15 protein-coding genes are annotated in these 15,180 nt (G+C 62.4%); 1 reads left to right on the forward strand and 14 read right to left on the reverse strand.

The annotated features are described in order from the left end of the window. Positions 1-64: 64 nt before the first annotated feature. The 7 genes from K675_RS32555 to K675_RS0125265 all read right to left on the reverse strand — a co-directional run bounded on the left by K675_RS32555 (position 65) and on the right by K675_RS0125265 (position 6,179). Positions 65-931: a peptidoglycan DD-metalloendopeptidase family protein gene (locus K675_RS32555; RefSeq protein ID WP_037007172.1), complete on the reverse strand. Its 867-nt coding sequence runs from the start codon at positions 929-931 to the stop codon at positions 65-67. 243 nt (positions 932-1,174) lie between these two features. Continuing rightward, on the reverse strand, positions 1,175-1,810 hold the full coding sequence (locus K675_RS0125240; protein ID WP_193394187.1) for a protein-L-isoaspartate(D-aspartate) O-methyltransferase: 636 nt from the start codon (positions 1,808-1,810) through the stop codon (positions 1,175-1,177). A gap of 38 nt (positions 1,811-1,848) precedes the next feature. Then, the gene (surE, locus tag K675_RS0125245) at positions 1,849-2,598 is read right to left on the reverse strand and encodes a 5'/3'-nucleotidase SurE (RefSeq protein WP_017906248.1); all 750 of its coding nucleotides are present in this window, start codon (positions 2,596-2,598) and stop codon (positions 1,849-1,851) included. After that, positions 2,586-3,644 (reverse strand): tRNA pseudouridine(13) synthase TruD, encoded by a 1,059-nt coding sequence (gene truD, locus K675_RS0125250; RefSeq protein WP_017906249.1) that lies wholly within the window; start codon positions 3,642-3,644, stop codon positions 2,586-2,588. The genes surE and truD overlap by 13 nt, the downstream gene beginning before the upstream one ends. Then, a complete protein-coding gene (gene ispF / locus K675_RS0125255) occupies positions 3,641-4,114 on the reverse strand; it encodes a 2-C-methyl-D-erythritol 2,4-cyclodiphosphate synthase (protein WP_017906250.1) in 474 nt (157 codons plus the stop codon). The genes truD and ispF overlap by 4 nt, the downstream gene beginning before the upstream one ends. 52 nt (positions 4,115-4,166) lie before the next feature. Then, positions 4,167-5,018, reverse strand: a complete 852-nt coding sequence (gene fghA, locus K675_RS0125260; RefSeq protein ID WP_198291679.1) for an S-formylglutathione hydrolase — start codon at positions 5,016-5,018, stop codon at positions 4,167-4,169. A gap of 48 nt (positions 5,019-5,066) precedes the next feature. Next, entirely contained in the window at positions 5,067-6,179 is a 1,113-nt protein-coding gene (locus tag K675_RS0125265) for an S-(hydroxymethyl)glutathione dehydrogenase/class III alcohol dehydrogenase (protein WP_017906252.1), read from the reverse strand. 107 nt (positions 6,180-6,286) lie between these two features. Here K675_RS0125265 and K675_RS0125270 point away from each other — a divergent pair, with 107 nt between their 5' ends. Beyond that, entirely contained in the window at positions 6,287-7,183 is an 897-nt protein-coding gene (locus K675_RS0125270) for a LysR substrate-binding domain-containing protein (protein WP_017906253.1), read from the forward strand. Positions 7,184-7,305: 122 nt separating this feature from the next. Here K675_RS0125270 and ispD read toward each other — a convergent pair whose 3' ends face one another. The 7 genes from ispD to K675_RS0125305 all read right to left on the reverse strand — a co-directional run bounded on the left by ispD (position 7,306) and on the right by K675_RS0125305 (position 15,100). Beyond that, positions 7,306-8,016, reverse strand: a complete 711-nt coding sequence (ispD, locus tag K675_RS0125275) for a 2-C-methyl-D-erythritol 4-phosphate cytidylyltransferase (protein ID WP_017906254.1) — start codon at positions 8,014-8,016, stop codon at positions 7,306-7,308. Beyond that, positions 8,013-8,291 (reverse strand): cell division protein FtsB, encoded by a 279-nt coding sequence (gene ftsB, locus K675_RS0125280; RefSeq protein WP_017906255.1) that lies wholly within the window; start codon positions 8,289-8,291, stop codon positions 8,013-8,015. The genes ispD and ftsB overlap by 4 nt, the downstream gene beginning before the upstream one ends. 166 nt (positions 8,292-8,457) lie before the next feature. Continuing rightward, complete coding sequence (gene eno, locus K675_RS0125285; RefSeq protein ID WP_017906256.1) at positions 8,458-9,747, reverse strand: phosphopyruvate hydratase; 1,290 nt, start codon at positions 9,745-9,747, stop codon at positions 8,458-8,460. A gap of 156 nt (positions 9,748-9,903) precedes the next feature. Further along, on the reverse strand, positions 9,904-10,749 hold the full coding sequence (kdsA, locus tag K675_RS0125290; RefSeq protein WP_017906257.1) for a 3-deoxy-8-phosphooctulonate synthase: 846 nt from the start codon (positions 10,747-10,749) through the stop codon (positions 9,904-9,906). A gap of 5 nt (positions 10,750-10,754) precedes the next feature. Continuing rightward, positions 10,755-12,386 carry a CTP synthase gene (locus tag K675_RS0125295; RefSeq protein WP_026145527.1) on the reverse strand — a complete coding sequence of 544 codons (1,632 nt, stop codon included), beginning with the start codon at positions 12,384-12,386 and terminating at the stop codon, positions 10,755-10,757. Positions 12,387-12,660: 274 nt separating this feature from the next. Beyond that, a complete protein-coding gene (tilS, locus tag K675_RS0125300) occupies positions 12,661-13,989 on the reverse strand; it encodes a tRNA lysidine(34) synthetase TilS (protein WP_017906259.1) in 1,329 nt (442 codons plus the stop codon). Positions 13,990-14,152: 163 nt separating this feature from the next. Continuing rightward, positions 14,153-15,100: an acetyl-CoA carboxylase carboxyltransferase subunit alpha gene (locus K675_RS0125305; protein ID WP_017906260.1), complete on the reverse strand. Its 948-nt coding sequence runs from the start codon at positions 15,098-15,100 to the stop codon at positions 14,153-14,155. Positions 15,101-15,180: the final 80 nt, after the last annotated feature.

Raw genomic sequence — 15,180 nt, forward strand, 5'->3', positions numbered from 1 at the left:
CCTTTATCCCTGGCAACGCTGGAACCTGTTCCCACTACGTCATGAGAACAGGCTGGAAAACGGATCAACGACGCGGCAGGAATTGCAGTGGGTCTACGGGTTTACCCTGGCGGCGAATCTCAAAGTGCAGTTTCACCCGGTCTGTACCAGTTGATCCCATCTCGGCAATTGTCTGTCCGACTTTGACCTGCTGCCCCTCCCGAACCAACAGCCTGCGGTTGTGACCGTAAGCACTGACGTAGGTATCGCTGTGTTTGATGATGACAAGTTCGCCGTAGCCCCGTAACCCACTTCCGGCGTATACAACCGAACCATCAGACGCAGCTAAAACAGGCTGTCCCAAATCTCCGGCGATATCAATACCTTTATTCAAACTACCGTTTGAAGCAAATTTTCCAATCAAAATACCGTTTGCCGGCCATGCCCAACCCTTCGGCGCCGGCCCCGCAGGCGGGGTCGCGGTGGCTGCAACGGTCGGCGCTGGCGTCGCTGTCGAGGTGCTGGCGGCCGTCGCCGGACGCCTTGTGACGGTGATCCTGCTGGACGACGAAGATGACGAACTGGTGGTCGAAGTCGCTACCGCCGGGGTTGAACTTGAACGGCTGTCGAAGCGAATCGCCTGACCGACGTGGATGGTATACGGCTCCTGGATATTGTTGCGCGCGGCCAGGGCTTTCCAGTCCCAACCGTAGCGAAAGGCGATCGAGAACAATGTATCGCCGCGTACAACGATATGCTGACCAGTAGTGGTCATCGGTCGCTGCGCTGCAGCGCTGACAGAATTAGTTACATTACCGTTGCGGTCGACAACGCGTACACCGTTCTTGGGAGCACTGGAGCAACCAGCCAGTAAAGCACTGAGGGCAAGACCGATCATCAGGCGCTGAACGCTCGTTTTACCCATACGCTGCCGAATGACTGTGAGACTCACCCGCCGCTCCCTTTATGTTGTCTGAAATGAATATGGACTGCCCACAATAGGCGCTAGTGTGACGCAAGTATAACTGGCCGTTGGAGTTTTACGGACAGCAAAGCTGCCATGGGCGAGCAGCTTGTACAGTTCGACAGCGAAAGTCGACACACTTTAAACAGGCGCTGCCCCGCAAGTTCCGACACTAGGACCGATAACACTCAACAGAATTCAGCGCACTTGTTGAACAAATACAACCGGGATTCAGGCCAGCGGCCCGTTAAGCAAGGGAACGAACCGGACGGCACCGAGAACATGCCGGGAAAATCCATGCTCTTCACGCACGATCAGCATCAGTTGCTGGACCTCCCCCGAGCCTACCGGAATCACCAGCCGCCCGCCGGGAGCCAGTTGGTCGAGTAACGCCTGGGGTACATCGGTGGCAACCGCGGTGACGATGATGCCGTTGTAGGGTGCCAGTGCCGGCCAGCCTTCCCAGCCATCCCCCCAGCGGAACACCACGTTGCGAAGGTTGAGTTCGACCAGGCGCTCCTTGGCGCGATCCTGCAGGACCTTGATCCGCTCCACCGAAAACACTCGCTCGACCAGTTGCGACAGCACGGCGGTCTGATAGCCGGAACCGGTACCGATCTCCAGCACCTTGTCCAGCGGCCCGGCCTCCAGCAGCAGCTCGCTCATGCGCGCCACCATATAGGGCTGGGAAATGGTCTGGTTGTGTCCGATCGGTAGCGCGGTGTCTTCATAGGCCCGATGGGCCAGGGCCTCATCGACGAACAGATGACGCGGCGTACGGCGGATCACCTCCAGCACCTGGGGGTTTGACAACCCTTCCTCGTAAAGCCGCTGAATCAGGCGCTCGCGGGTTCTCTGCGAGGTCATGCCGATCCCGCCCCGCAACAAATCGTTTTCGCGCGCCATCAGGCCAGCCCCTCCAGCCAGCCACCCAGGCTGACAAAGGCATCGTTGAAGGTACGATCCAACTGCAGCGGCGTGACCGAAACGAAACCCTGCATCAACGCATGGAAGTCCGTACCCGGACCGCCATCCTCGACATCGCCGGCCGCGGCGATCCAGTACCCGGCCTTGCCCCGCGGGTTGACGTCGCGGATCGGCGCCGCCGCCCGCGCCCGGTGCCCCAGACGGGTCAGCCGGATACCGCGGATGTGTTCCAACGGCAGGTTCGGCACGTTGACGTTGAGCACCGTGCGCGGCGGCAGATCGAGACCTTCATGGGCCTGCACCAGCAGACGGGCGAAATGCGCCGCGGTGGCCAGATTGTCGACCTGATGGGAGGCGAGCGAGAAGGCGAAGGAGGTCTGGCCGAGGAAACGGCCTTCCAGCGCCGCGCCGACCGTGCCGGAATACAGCACGTCGTCGCCCAGGTTGGCGCCCAGGTTGATACCCGAGACCACCATGTCCGGTTCGTAGCCCAGCAGGCCATTGACGCCCAGGTGCACACAGTCGGTGGGCGTGCCGTTCAGGCTGATGAAGCCGTTGGGCTGGGTGTGCGGATGCAGCGGACGATCGAGGGTCAGCGCACTGCTGGTGCCACTCCTGTCCTGGTCCGGGGCAATCACCCGGCACTCGGCATGGTCCGCCAGCGCAGCATGAAGCGCGGCGAGACCGGGGGCGAAAACCCCGTCGTCGTTGGAAATCAGAATACGCATGAGCTGTCCGTCTGTCCCGCCGGCACCAGATCAACCAGCTCGCGCACCAGAACAGTGGCGAAGCATCCGGCCGGCAGGACGAATTCCAGTTGCAGAATGTCCAGCGACGGATAATGCCACGTCAGCCCGCCAATGGGCAGCCGCAGGATGCGACGTTCGTGTTCCATTCCCGCCTTGGCCAGCCATTGGCACAATTGCGGCTCGCGCGCGGCAACCGCCTGTTCCAGTTCGAAGGTCGCACCAGTTGTCGGCGAAGGCCCCTCGCCCCACTGCGGACCGGTCGGGTGCAGGTCGAGAATGGCCAGGCGCGGGTCATGGCACTCAGCCTCGTTGGCCGGGAAAAAGCTGCGGCTGTCGGTAAAGGCCAGCAGGTCGCCGACCTGGGCGCGGTTCCAACTGCCATCGGCGACGCGTGCCGCCAGTACCTGGTTGAACAGGTAGCTGCGGCCGGTGGAAAGCAGCCGCGAGCGCACGTTGCGCTGCTCCGGCAAGGCCTGGCGCGACGCATAGTCGCGGGCCTCGCCAAGATTGCCGCCCTGGTGGCCGAAGCGCTGGGTACCGAAGTAGTTGGGAATGCCCAGCCGGCTGATCTGTTCGAGGCGTTGCTCCAGGCCAGCCTTGTCGGCCTCCAGCTGGCTCAGGCGCAAGGTGAAGCCATTGGCCGAATGGGCGCCGCGTTGCAGCTTGCGCCTGTGTCGCACGCTCTTGAGAATGTGCAGGGTATCGTTCTGCGCGACCGTCATGTCCGGATCGGCCTTGCCCGGCAACTGGATACTGAACCATTGCCGCGTCAGGGCCTGGCGATCCTTCAGGCCGGCATAGCTGACCGTACGCAGTGGCACGCCAGCCGCCTTGGCCAGGCGCCGGGCGGCCTCCTCGGTGTTGAGGCCGCGCTTCTCCACCCACAACCACAAGTGCTCGCCATCGCCGGACAGGGGAATGTCGAGCACTTCGTCGACCTGGAAATCTTGCGCGGTAGCCTTGAGTACCGCACGGCCCAGCGCCTCGCCATGGGCGCGGGGGCCCAGCAGTTCCAGTTCCGTCATGCGCGCAGCAACAAGGCGACGGCGTGCACCGCGATGCCTTCTTCGCGCCCGGTGAAACCGAGCTTTTCAGTGGTGGTGGCTTTCACGTTCACTTGGTCCAGCTCAACTTCAAGATCCTCGGCGATGAGCGCCCGCATCGATTCGATATGTGGCGCCATTTTCGGTGCCTGGGCGACGATGGTGGTGTCGACGTTGCCGACCCGCCAGCCACGGGCCTTGAGCAGCGATACCACATGACGCAGAAGCACACGGCTGTCGGCCCCCTTGTAGGTCGGGTCGGTGTCGGGGAAATGTTTACCGATGTCACCCAATGCCGCCGCGCCCAGCAGTGCGTCACTCAGGGCGTGCAGCAGCACGTCGCCGTCGGAGTTGGCCAGCAGCCCGTGGTGGTGTGCGATCCGCACGCCGCCCAGGGTGATGAAGTCGCCTTCGGCGAAACGGTGAACATCATAGCCGTGGCCAATACGCATAAAAAAACGCCCCGATTTAGTCAGGGCGTGATTCTACCTGCTTTGTCCGACATTAGCCGCTAAGAGCTTCGCTGTGATGCTTCAAATGATCATCGATGAAGCTGGCGATGAAGAAGTAGCTGTGGTCGTAGCCCGGCTGCAGGCGCAGGGTCAGCGGATGCCCCGCCTGCCTGGCCGACTGCTGCAGGGCCTCGGGCTTGAGCTGATTGGCCAGGAAGTCGTCGCGGTCGCCCTGGTCCACCAGGATCGGCAGCTTCTCGCTCGCCTCGCTGATCAGCGCGCAGGCATCCCATTCGCGCCAGCGTGAACGCTCCTCGCCCAGGTAACGCGAGAACGCCTTCTGCCCCCACGGGCAATCCATCGGGTTGCTGATCGGTGCGAAGGCCGACAGCGACTGGTAGCGCCCGGGGTTGCGCAAGGCGCAGACCAGCGCGCCATGTCCGCCCATGGAGTGACCGCTGATCCCGCGCTTGTCGGAAGCGGGGAAATGCGCCTCGATCAATGCTGGCAGCTCGTGCACCACATAATCGTGCATCCGGTAGTGGCGAGCCCAGGGCTGTTGCGTGGCATTCAGGTAGAAACCGGCGCCGAGGCCGAAGTCCCAGGCATTCTCGGGATCGCCGGGAACCTCGGGGCCGCGCGGACTGGTGTCCGGCGCGACAATGATCAACCCCAGTTGCGCGGCCATGCGCTGGGCGCCGGCCTTCTGCATGAAGTTTTCATCGGTGCAGGTCAACCCGGACAGCCAGTACAGCACCGGCAACTTCACGCCCTGCTCGGCCTGCGGCGGCAGATAGACGGCGAACACCATGTCGCAACCGAGCACATCGGAATGGTGTTTATAGCGTTTATGCCAGCCGCCGAAGCTCTTCTGGCAAGAGAGATTTTCCAGGGACATAAGCACAACTCCGCACTGCAGGGGCGGCCTGCGAGGCCGGCCCCTGCGGGGTAATCAGAAGTGGATGACGGTACGGATGCTCTTGCCTTCATGCATCAGGTCGAACGCCTTGTTGATGTCCTCCAGGCCCATGGTGTGGGTGATGAAGGTATCCAGCGGAATCTCGCCCTTCTGCGCCATGTCGACATAGCTCGGCAGCTCGCTGCGACCGCGCACGCCACCAAATGCCGAACCGCGCCAGACGCGACCGGTCACCAGTTGAAACGGACGGGTGGCGATTTCCTGGCCGGCACCGGCCACGCCGATGATCACCGACTCGCCCCAGCCCTTGTGGCAGCACTCCAGCGCCGCACGCATCAGTTGCACATTGCCGATGCACTCGAAGGAGAAGTCCACGCCGCCGTCGGTCATGTCGACGATGACTTCCTGGATCGGGCGATCGAAATCCTTCGGATTGACGCAGTCGGTGGCGCCCAGTTGCCGGGCGATCTCGAACTTGGCCGGGTTGATGTCGATGGCGATGATGCGACCGGCCTTGGCCTTCACCGCGCCGATCACCGCCGACAGGCCGATGCCGCCCAGACCGAAGATCGCCACGGTGTCGCCCGCCTTGACCTTGGCGGTGTTGATCACCGCACCGATCCCGGTGGTGACGCCACAGCCCAGCAGGCAGACCTTCTCCAGCGGCGCTTCCTTGGCGATCTTGGCCACGGAGATTTCCGGCAGCACGGTGTACTCGGAGAAAGTCGAGGTGCCCATGTAATGGAAAATCGTCTCACCCTTGTAGGAGAAACGCGAAGTGCCGTCCGGCATCAGGCCCTTGCCCTGGGTGGCGCGGATCGCCTGGCAGAGGTTGGTCTTGCCCGACAGGCAGAATTTGCACTTGCCGCATTCCGGGGTGTACAGCGGGATGACGTGATCGCCGACGGCGACCGAGGTCACGCCCTCGCCGATCGCCTCGACAATCGCCCCACCCTCGTGGCCGAGGATGGACGGGAAGATACCTTCCGGATCCGCACCGGACAGAGTGTAGGCATCGGTGTGACAGACGCCGGTGGCCACGACACGCAGCAGCACTTCACCGGCCTTGGGCATGGCGACATCGACTTCGACGATTTCCAGAGGCTTCTTCGCCTCGAAGGCAACGGCGGCACGTGACTTGATCATCCAGCAACTCCTGAAAAGTGAATGGCAAAGACCCCAGTGTAAATCATCGACCATTGGTGAATAATCAGACCGAAAGCAAAACATTATTGCCATGCAGGGATAATCAGATGAGCGAAAACGGCTGGGAAGGGATCGACGAATTCGTCGCCGTGGCCGAATGCAGCCAGTTCACCGCGGCGGCGGAGCGCCTGGGCGTGTCCTCTTCGCATATCAGCCGGCAGATCGCCCGGCTGGAGGAACGCCTGCAGACCCGCCTGCTCTATCGCAGCACCCGCCGGGTCACCCTGACCGAAGCCGGCCAGACCTTCCTGCAGCATTGCCAGCGCCTGCAGGACGGTCGCGAAGAGGCCCTGCGGGCGGTGGGCGACCTGACCAGCGAACCCAAGGGCATGCTGCGCATGACCTGCGCGGTGGCCTACGGCGAGCGCTTCATCGTGCCACTGGTCACCGCATTCATGGGGCTGTATCCGCAGTTGCGGGTGGATATCGAGTTGAGCAACCGCACCCTGGACCTGGTGCATGAGGGTCTGGACCTGGCGATTCGCCTCGGCCGCCTGCAGGACTCCCGACTGGTGGCGACCCGGCTGGCGCCGCGGCGAATGTACCTGTGCGCCTCCCCTTCCTACCTCGAGCGGTATGGCCGGCCCCACAGCCTATCGGAACTGAGCCGACACAACTGCCTGATCGGCAGTTCGGATATATGGCAACTGGAACAGGATGGCCGCGAGTTTTCCCAGCGGGTCCAGGGCAACTGGCGCTGCAACAGCGGCCAGGCGGTACTCGATGCGGCGTTGCAGGGGGTGGGGTTGTGCCAGTTGCCGGACTATTACGTGCTGGAGCATTTGCACAACGGCACGCTGATTTCCCTGCTCGAAGCGCATCAGCCGCCGAATACCGCGGTGTGGGCGCTGTACCCGCAACAGCGGCACCTGTCGCCCAAAGTGCGCAAGCTGGTGGATTATCTCAGGGAAGGGTTGGCGAAACGGCCGGAGTATCAGGCCTGAAGAGGGATTGGCGGTGTCAGGCCTGGCGCTTTCGCGGGCAAGCCCGGCTCCTACAGTTCATCGTTCCAGTCTCTTTCCACGACGCAGTACTGTAGGAGCCGGGCTTGCCCGCGAACAGGAGCTCAGCGCCGATTGGCCCAGCGCAGGCGCAGCCACTCCAGGTCCTCGGGACGAGTGACCTTGATGTTGTCCGAACGCCCCTCGATCAGGCGCGGCGCCTGGCCGGCCCACTCCATCGCCGATGCCTCGTCGGTGATGTTGGCGTCGGCCACCAGGCTGTCGGCCAGGGCTCGATGCAGGGCACCCAGGCGGAACATCTGCGGCGTATAGGCCTGCCAGATCAGCGCCCGGTCAACGGTTTCCAGTACCCGCCCCCGCTTGTCCACGCGCTTGAGCGTGTCCCGTGCCGGCACGGCCAGCAGACCGCCCACCGGGTCGTCCGCCAGCTCGGCGAGCAGGGTATCGAGGTCGTCACGGGACAGGTTCGGCCGGGCCGCATCGTGAACCAGCACCCAGTCGTCATCCGCCGCCCCCAGGGCATGCAGGTGCAACAAGGCGTTGAGTACCGAGTCGGCACGTTCGGCTCCGCCATCGACACGACGGATGCGCGTATCGCCGGCACAGGCCAGGGTCGGCCAGTAGGGATCATCGGGCGCCAGGCTCAGCACCAGCCCCTTGAGGCCCGGATGATCGAGAAAGCAGCCGAGGCTGTGTTCGAGAATGGTTCGGCCGCCCAGTTGCAGGTACTGCTTGGGACGGTCGGCCGCCATACGGGCACCGACACCCGCGGCAGGAATCACGGCCCAGAAGGCCGGTAGCGATGAGTCAGTCATTGTGCCAACTGATAAAGGGTTTCACCGTCCTTGACCATGCCCAGTTCATGGCGAGCACGTTCTTCGACGGTCTCCATGCCTTTCTTCAGCTCAAGAACTTCCGCATCGAGGACGCGGTTACGCTCCAGCAGCCGCTCGTTCTCGGCATGCTGCTCGGCAATCTGTTGGGTCAGGTCGGCCACCTGCGCCAGGCTCCCGTTACCCACCCAAAGGCGGTACTGCAGGCCAGCCAGCAGCAGGAGCAAGACAAGGAACAACCAGTTGGGGCTGCGCATCGAATTTCGTTTACCCAGTAAAAAAGACAGCCAAGACGAAGTCCATATGCCAACGGCACAGGCCTGGTTTACCCAGGCCTGTGATTGTCAGCCATCAGATTAGTTGCGAAAAAACCACTATAGCGATTTTTCCGACACAATCCGGTGCCTTTTTACCATCTACGGCTTAACCGCGAAACTCGGAACGACCGTTGTATTTCGCCTTGGCACCCAATTGCTCTTCGATACGCAGCAGTTGGTTGTACTTGGAAACGCGGTCGGAGCGGCACAGCGAGCCAGTCTTGATCTGGCCGGCAGCGGTACCCACGGCCAGGTCGGCGATGGTCGAATCTTCGGTTTCACCGGAACGGTGCGAGATCACCGCGGTGTAGCCGGCCGCCTTGGCCATCTGGATGGCTTCCAGGGTTTCGGTCAGGGAGCCGATCTGGTTGAACTTGATCAGGATGGAGTTGGCGATCTTCTTGTCGATGCCTTCCTTCAGGATCTTGGTGTTGGTCACGAACAGGTCGTCGCCCACCAGCTGGGTTTTCTCGCCGATCTTGTCGGTGAGGATCTTCCAGCCAGCCCAGTCGGACTCGTCCAGGCCGTCTTCGATCGAGATGATCGGGTAGCGCTGGGTCAGGCCCTTCAGGTAGTCGGCGAAACCTTCGGCGGTGAACACCTGGCCTTCGCCGGACAGGTTGTACTTGCCGTCTTCGAAGAATTCGCTGGCGGCGCAGTCCAGGGCCAGGGTCACGTCGGTGCCCAGGGTGTAGCCGGCGTTGGCAACGGCTTCGGAGATGACTTTCAGGGCATCTTCGTTGGACGCCAGGTTCGGCGCGAAACCACCTTCGTCACCCACCGCGGTGCTCAGGCCACGGGCCTTCAGCACGGCCTTGAGGTGATGGAAAATCTCGGTACCCATGCGCAGGCCTTCGGAGAAGGACTTGGCGCCAACCGGCTGGACCATGAATTCCTGGATGTCGACGTTGTTGTCGGCATGTTCGCCACCGTTGATGATGTTCATCATCGGCACCGGCATCGAGTAGACGCCTGGAGTGCCGTTCAGGTTGGCAATGTGCGCGTACAGCGGCAGGTCCTGGTCCTGTGCGGCAGCCTTGGCTGCGGCCAGGGAGACGGCGAGGATGGCGTTGGCGCCCAGGTTGGCCTTGTTCTCGGTACCGTCCAGGGCGATCATCGCGTGGTCCAGAGCCTTCTGGTCGGCAGGGTCCTTGCCCAGCAGCAGCTCACGGATCGGGCCGTTGATGTTGGCAACAGCCTTCAGAACGCCCTTGCCCAGGTAACGGCTCTTGTCGCCATCACGCAGCTCGAGCGCTTCACGCGAGCCGGTGGAAGCACCGGACGGAGCGCAGGCGCTGCCGATGATGCCGTTGTCCAGAAGCACGTCCGCTTCCACAGTGGGGTTGCCACGGGAATCGAGAACTTCACGACCTTTGATGTCGACGATTTTTGCCATTGTTGTAAACACTCCAAAGTTGACGAAAACGACGCAGCTGAAGGAAATCCATGTTCGCCGGCAAGCGTGTGAAAATTGGCAGCCTTGCAGACGAAAAGGCTCTGAACCTTGGTCCAGAGCCCTGAATCGTGCGGTACTTTACCGGAGATTTGCCGATTAAGCGGTTTCTATCGTCGGAAAACTCTTAATCAACTCATCCAGAGCCTTGAGCTGGCTCAGGAACGGCTCCAGTTTGTCCAAGCGCAAGGCGCAAGGACCGTCGCACTTGGCGTTGTCCGGATCCGGATGCGCCTCGAGAAACAACCCTGCCAGGCCCTGGCTCATGCCAGCCTTGGCCAGGTCGGTGACCTGGGCGCGGCGACCACCGGCCGAATCGGCGCGACCACCTGGCATCTGCAAGGCGTGGGTCACGTCGAAGAACACCGGGTACTCGAACTGCTTCATGATGCCGAAGCCGAGCATGTCCACCACCAGGTTGTTGTAGCCGAAGCTCGAACCCCGCTCGCAGAGGATCAGTTGGTCGTTGCCGGCTTCCACGCACTTGTTCAGGATGTGCTTCATTTCCTGGGGCGCGAGAAACTGGGCTTTCTTGATGTTGATCACCGCCCCGGTCTTGGCCATGGCGACCACCAGGTCGGTCTGGCGCGACAGGAAGGCCGGCAACTGGATGATGTCGCAAACCTCGGCGGCCACGGCGGCCTGGGCCGGCTCGTGGACGTCGGTGATGATCGGTACGCCGAAGGCTTGCTTGATGTCCTGGAAGATCCGCATGCCCTCTTCCAGGCCAGGGCCACGGAAAGAGGTCACGGAGGAACGGTTGGCCTTGTCGAAGCTGGCCTTGAACACGTAGGGGATACCGAGTTTCTCGGTAACCTTCACGTATTCCTCGCAGACCTGCATCGCCATGTCACGGCTTTCCAGCACGTTCATGCCACCGAACAGCACCATCGGCTTGTCGTTGGCGATCTCGATGTCGCCGACGCGAATGATCTTCTGGGCCATCAGTCTCACGCCTTCTTCTGGTGTTGGGCCAGGGCCGCCTTGACGAAGCCGCTGAACAGCGGATGACCGTCACGCGGGGTCGAGGTGAACTCGGGGTGGAACTGGCAGGCGACGAACCATGGGTGATCCGGCACCTCGACCACTTCGACCAGCGCACCATCGCCGGAACGACCGGAGATTTTCAGGCCGGCTTCCATGATCTGCGGCAGCAGCTTGTTGTTCACTTCGTAGCGGTGGCGATGACGCTCGACGATCACGTCCTTGCCGTAGCAGCCATGGACCTGGGAACCGGCTTCGAGCAGACACTCCTGAGCCCCCAGGCGCATGGTGCCACCCAGGTCGGAAGCTTCGGTACGGGTCTCGACGGCACCGGAGGCGTCTTCCCACTCGGTGATCAGGCCGACCACGGCGTGGCCGCTGCTGCGGTCGAACTCGGTGGAGTTGGCGTCTTTCCAGCCCAGCACGTTACGGGCGAACTCGATGACCGCCACCTGCATGCCCAGGCAGATCCCCAGGTACGGAACCTTGTTCTCGCGAGCGTACTGGACGGCGGTGATCTTGCCTTCCACGCCGCGCAGGCCGAAGCCGCCCGGAACCAGGATCGCATCGACGCCTTCGAGCAGGCCGGTGCCCTGGTTCTCGATGTCTTCGGAATCGATGTAGCGCAGGTTGACCTTGGTGCGGTTGGTGATGCCGGCGTGGCTCATCGCTTCGATCAGCGACTTGTAGGCGTCCAGCAGCTCCATGTACTTGCCGACCATGGCGATGGTGACTTCGTGCTCCGGGTTGAGCTTGGCATCGACGACCTTTTCCCACTCGGACAGGTCGGCACCGTTGCATTGCAGGCCGAAACGCTCGACGACGAAGTCATCCAGGCCCTGGGCGTGCAGCACGGCCGGGATCTTGTAGATGGTGTCGACGTCTTCCAGAGAGATTACCGCACGCTCTTCGACGTTGGTGAACAGCGCGATCTTGCGACGCGAGGACACGTCCACCGGATGGTCGGAACGGCAGATCAGCACGTCGGGCTGCAGGCCGATGGAGCGCAGTTCCTTGACCGAGTGCTGGGTCGGCTTGGTCTTGGTCTCGCCCGCGGTGGCGATGTACGGCACCAGGGTCAGGTGCATCAGCATCGCGCGCTTGGAGCCGACTTCGACCCGCAGTTGGCGGATGGCTTCGAGGAACGGTTGCGACTCGATGTCGCCCACGGTCCCGCCGATTTCCACCAGGGCCACGTCGGCATCGCCGGCGCCCTTGATGATGCGACGCTTGATTTCGTCGGTGATGTGCGGGATCACCTGGATGGTCGCACCCAGGTAGTCACCACGGCGCTCCTTGCGCAGGACGTGCTCGTACACGCGGCCGGTGGTGAAGTTGTTGTTCTGGGTCATGGTGGTGCGGATGAACCGCTCGTAGTGACCCAGGTCCAGGTCGGTCTCGGCGCCATCGTGGGTGACGAACACTTCACCGTGCTGGAAGGGGCTCATGGTGCCCGGATCGACGTTGATGTACGGATCCAGCTTGAGCATGGTGACTTTCAGCCCCCGCGCCTCCAGGATGGCCGCCAATGAAGCCGAGGCAATGCCTTTCCCCAATGAAGAAACAACACCGCCCGTGACGAATATATAGCGCGTCATGAAAAACCCTAGAAGTCTGCGTTAAAGCGGTCCGAACCGCCCGGGAAAGCGAAGGAAGGCCGAAGCCCCCGATCACCAGCATTAATCACAGTGCATCTTTCAAAAAAACCGCCGCGTTGGGACAGACCGGACGTGACAACACCGGTACGTTGCTCGCTACACATTTTTTGGAATCGCCCAGCAAAGACTGCTTGGTAATCGGCAACTGCTGTCATTCAGGCGAATCAACAGAAGTTGTATCAAGAAGGGAGCGTAGTCTACCGGAAAGCGGCTTTCAGCTCAAACCTTGATCGCTCGAAGGTGGCTGCCATTGCAAATGCCAGTCGCCGAATGCCCGCCCGTCGAGCCCGGCCAGGTTGGCCACGGCCAGCAGTTGTCCGTCCCGGTAGAGCAGCGGCAAACGGCCGCGGACGAACCAGGGCACCCGACTTTCGTTGAGCAGCCGCTTGAGATCACGATGCCCGCGATCCGGCAGGTGCAGTACCTCGCCACCCTGACGATAGCGCACCTGCAACGGACCGGCTGGCGCCTCGCCGATGATCAGCAGTTCGCCGTTGTCTGGCAATTCCAGGCCACGCCGCGGGTCCCGCCATTCGATATCCGCCAGCGGTTGACGCAACCAGGAACCACTGAGCCACCACAGGTGCTCGTCGGCCCGGTGCAACTCGCCCTCGGCCAGGCGCCACTTGGGCCGGGCATCGGGCCCGGCATCGCGCAGGTCCTCCCAGCCGGCCCAGTGGTCGCTGTCGGGCAGTTGCGTCAGCGGCTCCAGCCAGTGGCGCAACAGGTTGCGCTGGCGCGCCCCGGACAACTCGGCGAGCGCATCCAGGGCCAGTGACGGCATGCCCAGCCAGTCATAGCGGGAATGGGCCTGGGCGTTGTCCAGGTCGATTTCGGCCAGATCATCCAGCAACTCCTGGGCCTCGCGCAGATGGGCCGCGCTGCGCACCATGCTGCCGACCGCCTGCGGCCAGCGCTCGGCCAGCCCTGGAAACACACGGTGACGCAGGTAGTTACGGGAAAACTGCTGGTCGGCGTTCGACGGATCCTCGATCCATTTCAGGCCATGCTCACGGGCGTATTGCTCGAGTTCTGCGCGCGAAACATCGAGCAATGGCCGAACCAGATAGCCGCCACCCACTTCCCGCTCGCTCGGCATCGCCGCCAGGCCACGCACCCCGGCACCCCGCAACAGGCGGAACAGCAGGGTTTCGGCCTGGTCGTCGCGATGCTGGGCAGTGAGCAGGACATCGTTCAACTGGGTCACCCCGGCGAACGCCAGGTAGCGCGCATCCCGCGCCGCGCGTTCGAGACTGGCGCCCAACTGGACGCTCACGCGCACGACCTGCAACGGTACGCCCAGCGAATCGCAGATGGCCTGGCAATGCTCTGGCCAACTGTCCGCAGCGACCTGCAAACCATGGTGGATATGCAGGGCCTTGAGTTCGGGCAGAGATTCGGCTTTGCCCAGACGGGCCAACAGATGCAGGAGGACGGTGGAATCGAGGCCGCCGGAGAAGGCCAGCCGCCAGGTAGAGGCACTGCGCCAGGGGGCCAGGGCTTGAAGCACCCTGGAGGGCAAATCGATATCTGACTGACGCATGAATTGAGACGCCCTAGATCCTGTAGGAGCAGAGCTTGCTCGCGAAGGCGATTTCATCCATGAGGCGACCCCACTGGATGGCCGCCTGCGGCGGTTCGCGAGCAAGCTCGGCTCCTACAGTCCCGCGCAGGAGCGAGCAAGCCCGCTACCAAGGTAGCTCTACTTAGAGACCATAGCTCATCAGACGCTCATAGCGACGTGCCAGCAGCGTGTCGTTGTCGAGCTTTTTCAGCATCGCCAGCTGCGAGCTGAGTTCGGCACGGATCAGGGCGGAAGCCGCCGCCGGGTCACGGTGGGCGCCGCCCAGCGGCTCGGCGATGACCTTGTCGACGATGCCCAGGCCCTTCAGGCGCTCGGCGGTGATACCCATGGCCTCGGCGGCATCCGCAGCCTTCTCGGCGGTTTTCCAGAGAATCGAGGCGCAACCTTCCGGCGAGATCACCGCATAGGTCGAGTATTGCAGCATGTTCAACTGGTCGCACACGCCAATCGCCAGTGCACCGCCGGAACCACCCTCGCCGATGACGGTGGCGATGATCGGGGTCTTCAGCCGCGACATGACACGCAGGTTCCAGGCGATCGCCTCGCTCTGGTTGCGCTCTTCGGCGTCGATCCCCGGGTAGGCGCCCGGTGTGTCGATGAAGGTCAGGATCGGCATCTTGAAGCGTTCGGCCATTTCCATCAGGCGGCAGGCCTTGCGGTAGCCTTCCGGACGCGGCATGCCGAAGTTGCGACGGACCTTCTCGCGCACTTCGCGGCCCTTCTGGTGGCCGATGACCATTACCGGCTGGTCGTCCAGGCGGGCAATGCCGCCGACGATCGCGGCGTCGTCGGCGAAGTGACGATCGCCGTGCAACTCATCGAACTCGGTGAAGATATGTTCGATGTAGTCCAGGGTGTAGGGGCGACGCGGGTGACGCGCCAGACGAGCAATCTGCCAGCTGGTCAGTTTGCCGAAAATATCTTCTGTCAGCGTGCTGCTCTTTTCCTGCAGTCGGGAGATCTCATCGCCGATGTTCAGCGAGTTGTCATTACCGACCAAGCGCAGTTCTTCGATCTTGGCTTGCAGGTCAGCGATCGGCTGTTCGAAATCAAGAAAATTCGGGTTCATAAGCGTCCGTCTTGGGTCGAGCACAGTAGTTTTTACACAGCCTGGCCGGCCGATTGATCTGTATCGCGCCCTACATTACG

The sequence above is a fragment of the Pseudomonas fuscovaginae SE-1 genome (assembly GCF_000364705.1).
Lineage (GTDB): Bacteria > Pseudomonadota > Gammaproteobacteria > Pseudomonadales > Pseudomonadaceae > Aquipseudomonas > Aquipseudomonas fuscovaginae_A.

Coding starts and splice junctions, on each gene's coding strand:
- K675_RS0125240 (WP_193394187.1), bottom strand. CDS start 1,810: ATGACCTCGCAGAGAACCCGCGAGCGCCTGATTCAGCGGCTTTACGAG.
- surE (WP_017906248.1), bottom strand. CDS start 2,598: ATGCGTATTCTGATTTCCAACGACGACGGGGTTTTCGCCCCCGGTCTC.
- truD (WP_017906249.1), bottom strand. CDS start 3,644: ATGACGGAACTGGAACTGCTGGGCCCCCGCGCCCATGGCGAGGCGCTG.
- ispF (WP_017906250.1), bottom strand. CDS start 4,114: ATGCGTATTGGCCACGGCTATGATGTTCACCGTTTCGCCGAAGGCGAC.
- K675_RS0125265 (WP_017906252.1), bottom strand. CDS start 6,179: ATGATCAAGTCACGTGCCGCCGTTGCCTTCGAGGCGAAGAAGCCTCTG.
- K675_RS0125270 (WP_017906253.1), top strand. CDS start 6,287: ATGAGCGAAAACGGCTGGGAAGGGATCGACGAATTCGTCGCCGTGGCC.
- ispD (WP_017906254.1), bottom strand. CDS start 8,016: ATGACTGACTCATCGCTACCGGCCTTCTGGGCCGTGATTCCTGCCGCG.
- ftsB (WP_017906255.1), bottom strand. CDS start 8,291: ATGCGCAGCCCCAACTGGTTGTTCCTTGTCTTGCTCCTGCTGCTGGCT.
- eno (WP_017906256.1), bottom strand. CDS start 9,747: ATGGCAAAAATCGTCGACATCAAAGGTCGTGAAGTTCTCGATTCCCGT.
- kdsA (WP_017906257.1), bottom strand. CDS start 10,749: ATGGCCCAGAAGATCATTCGCGTCGGCGACATCGAGATCGCCAACGAC.
- K675_RS0125295 (WP_026145527.1), bottom strand. CDS start 12,386: ATGACGCGCTATATATTCGTCACGGGCGGTGTTGTTTCTTCATTGGGG.
- tilS (WP_017906259.1), bottom strand. CDS start 13,989: ATGCGTCAGTCAGATATCGATTTGCCCTCCAGGGTGCTTCAAGCCCTG.
- K675_RS0125305 (WP_017906260.1), bottom strand. CDS start 15,100: ATGAACCCGAATTTTCTTGATTTCGAACAGCCGATCGCTGACCTGCAA.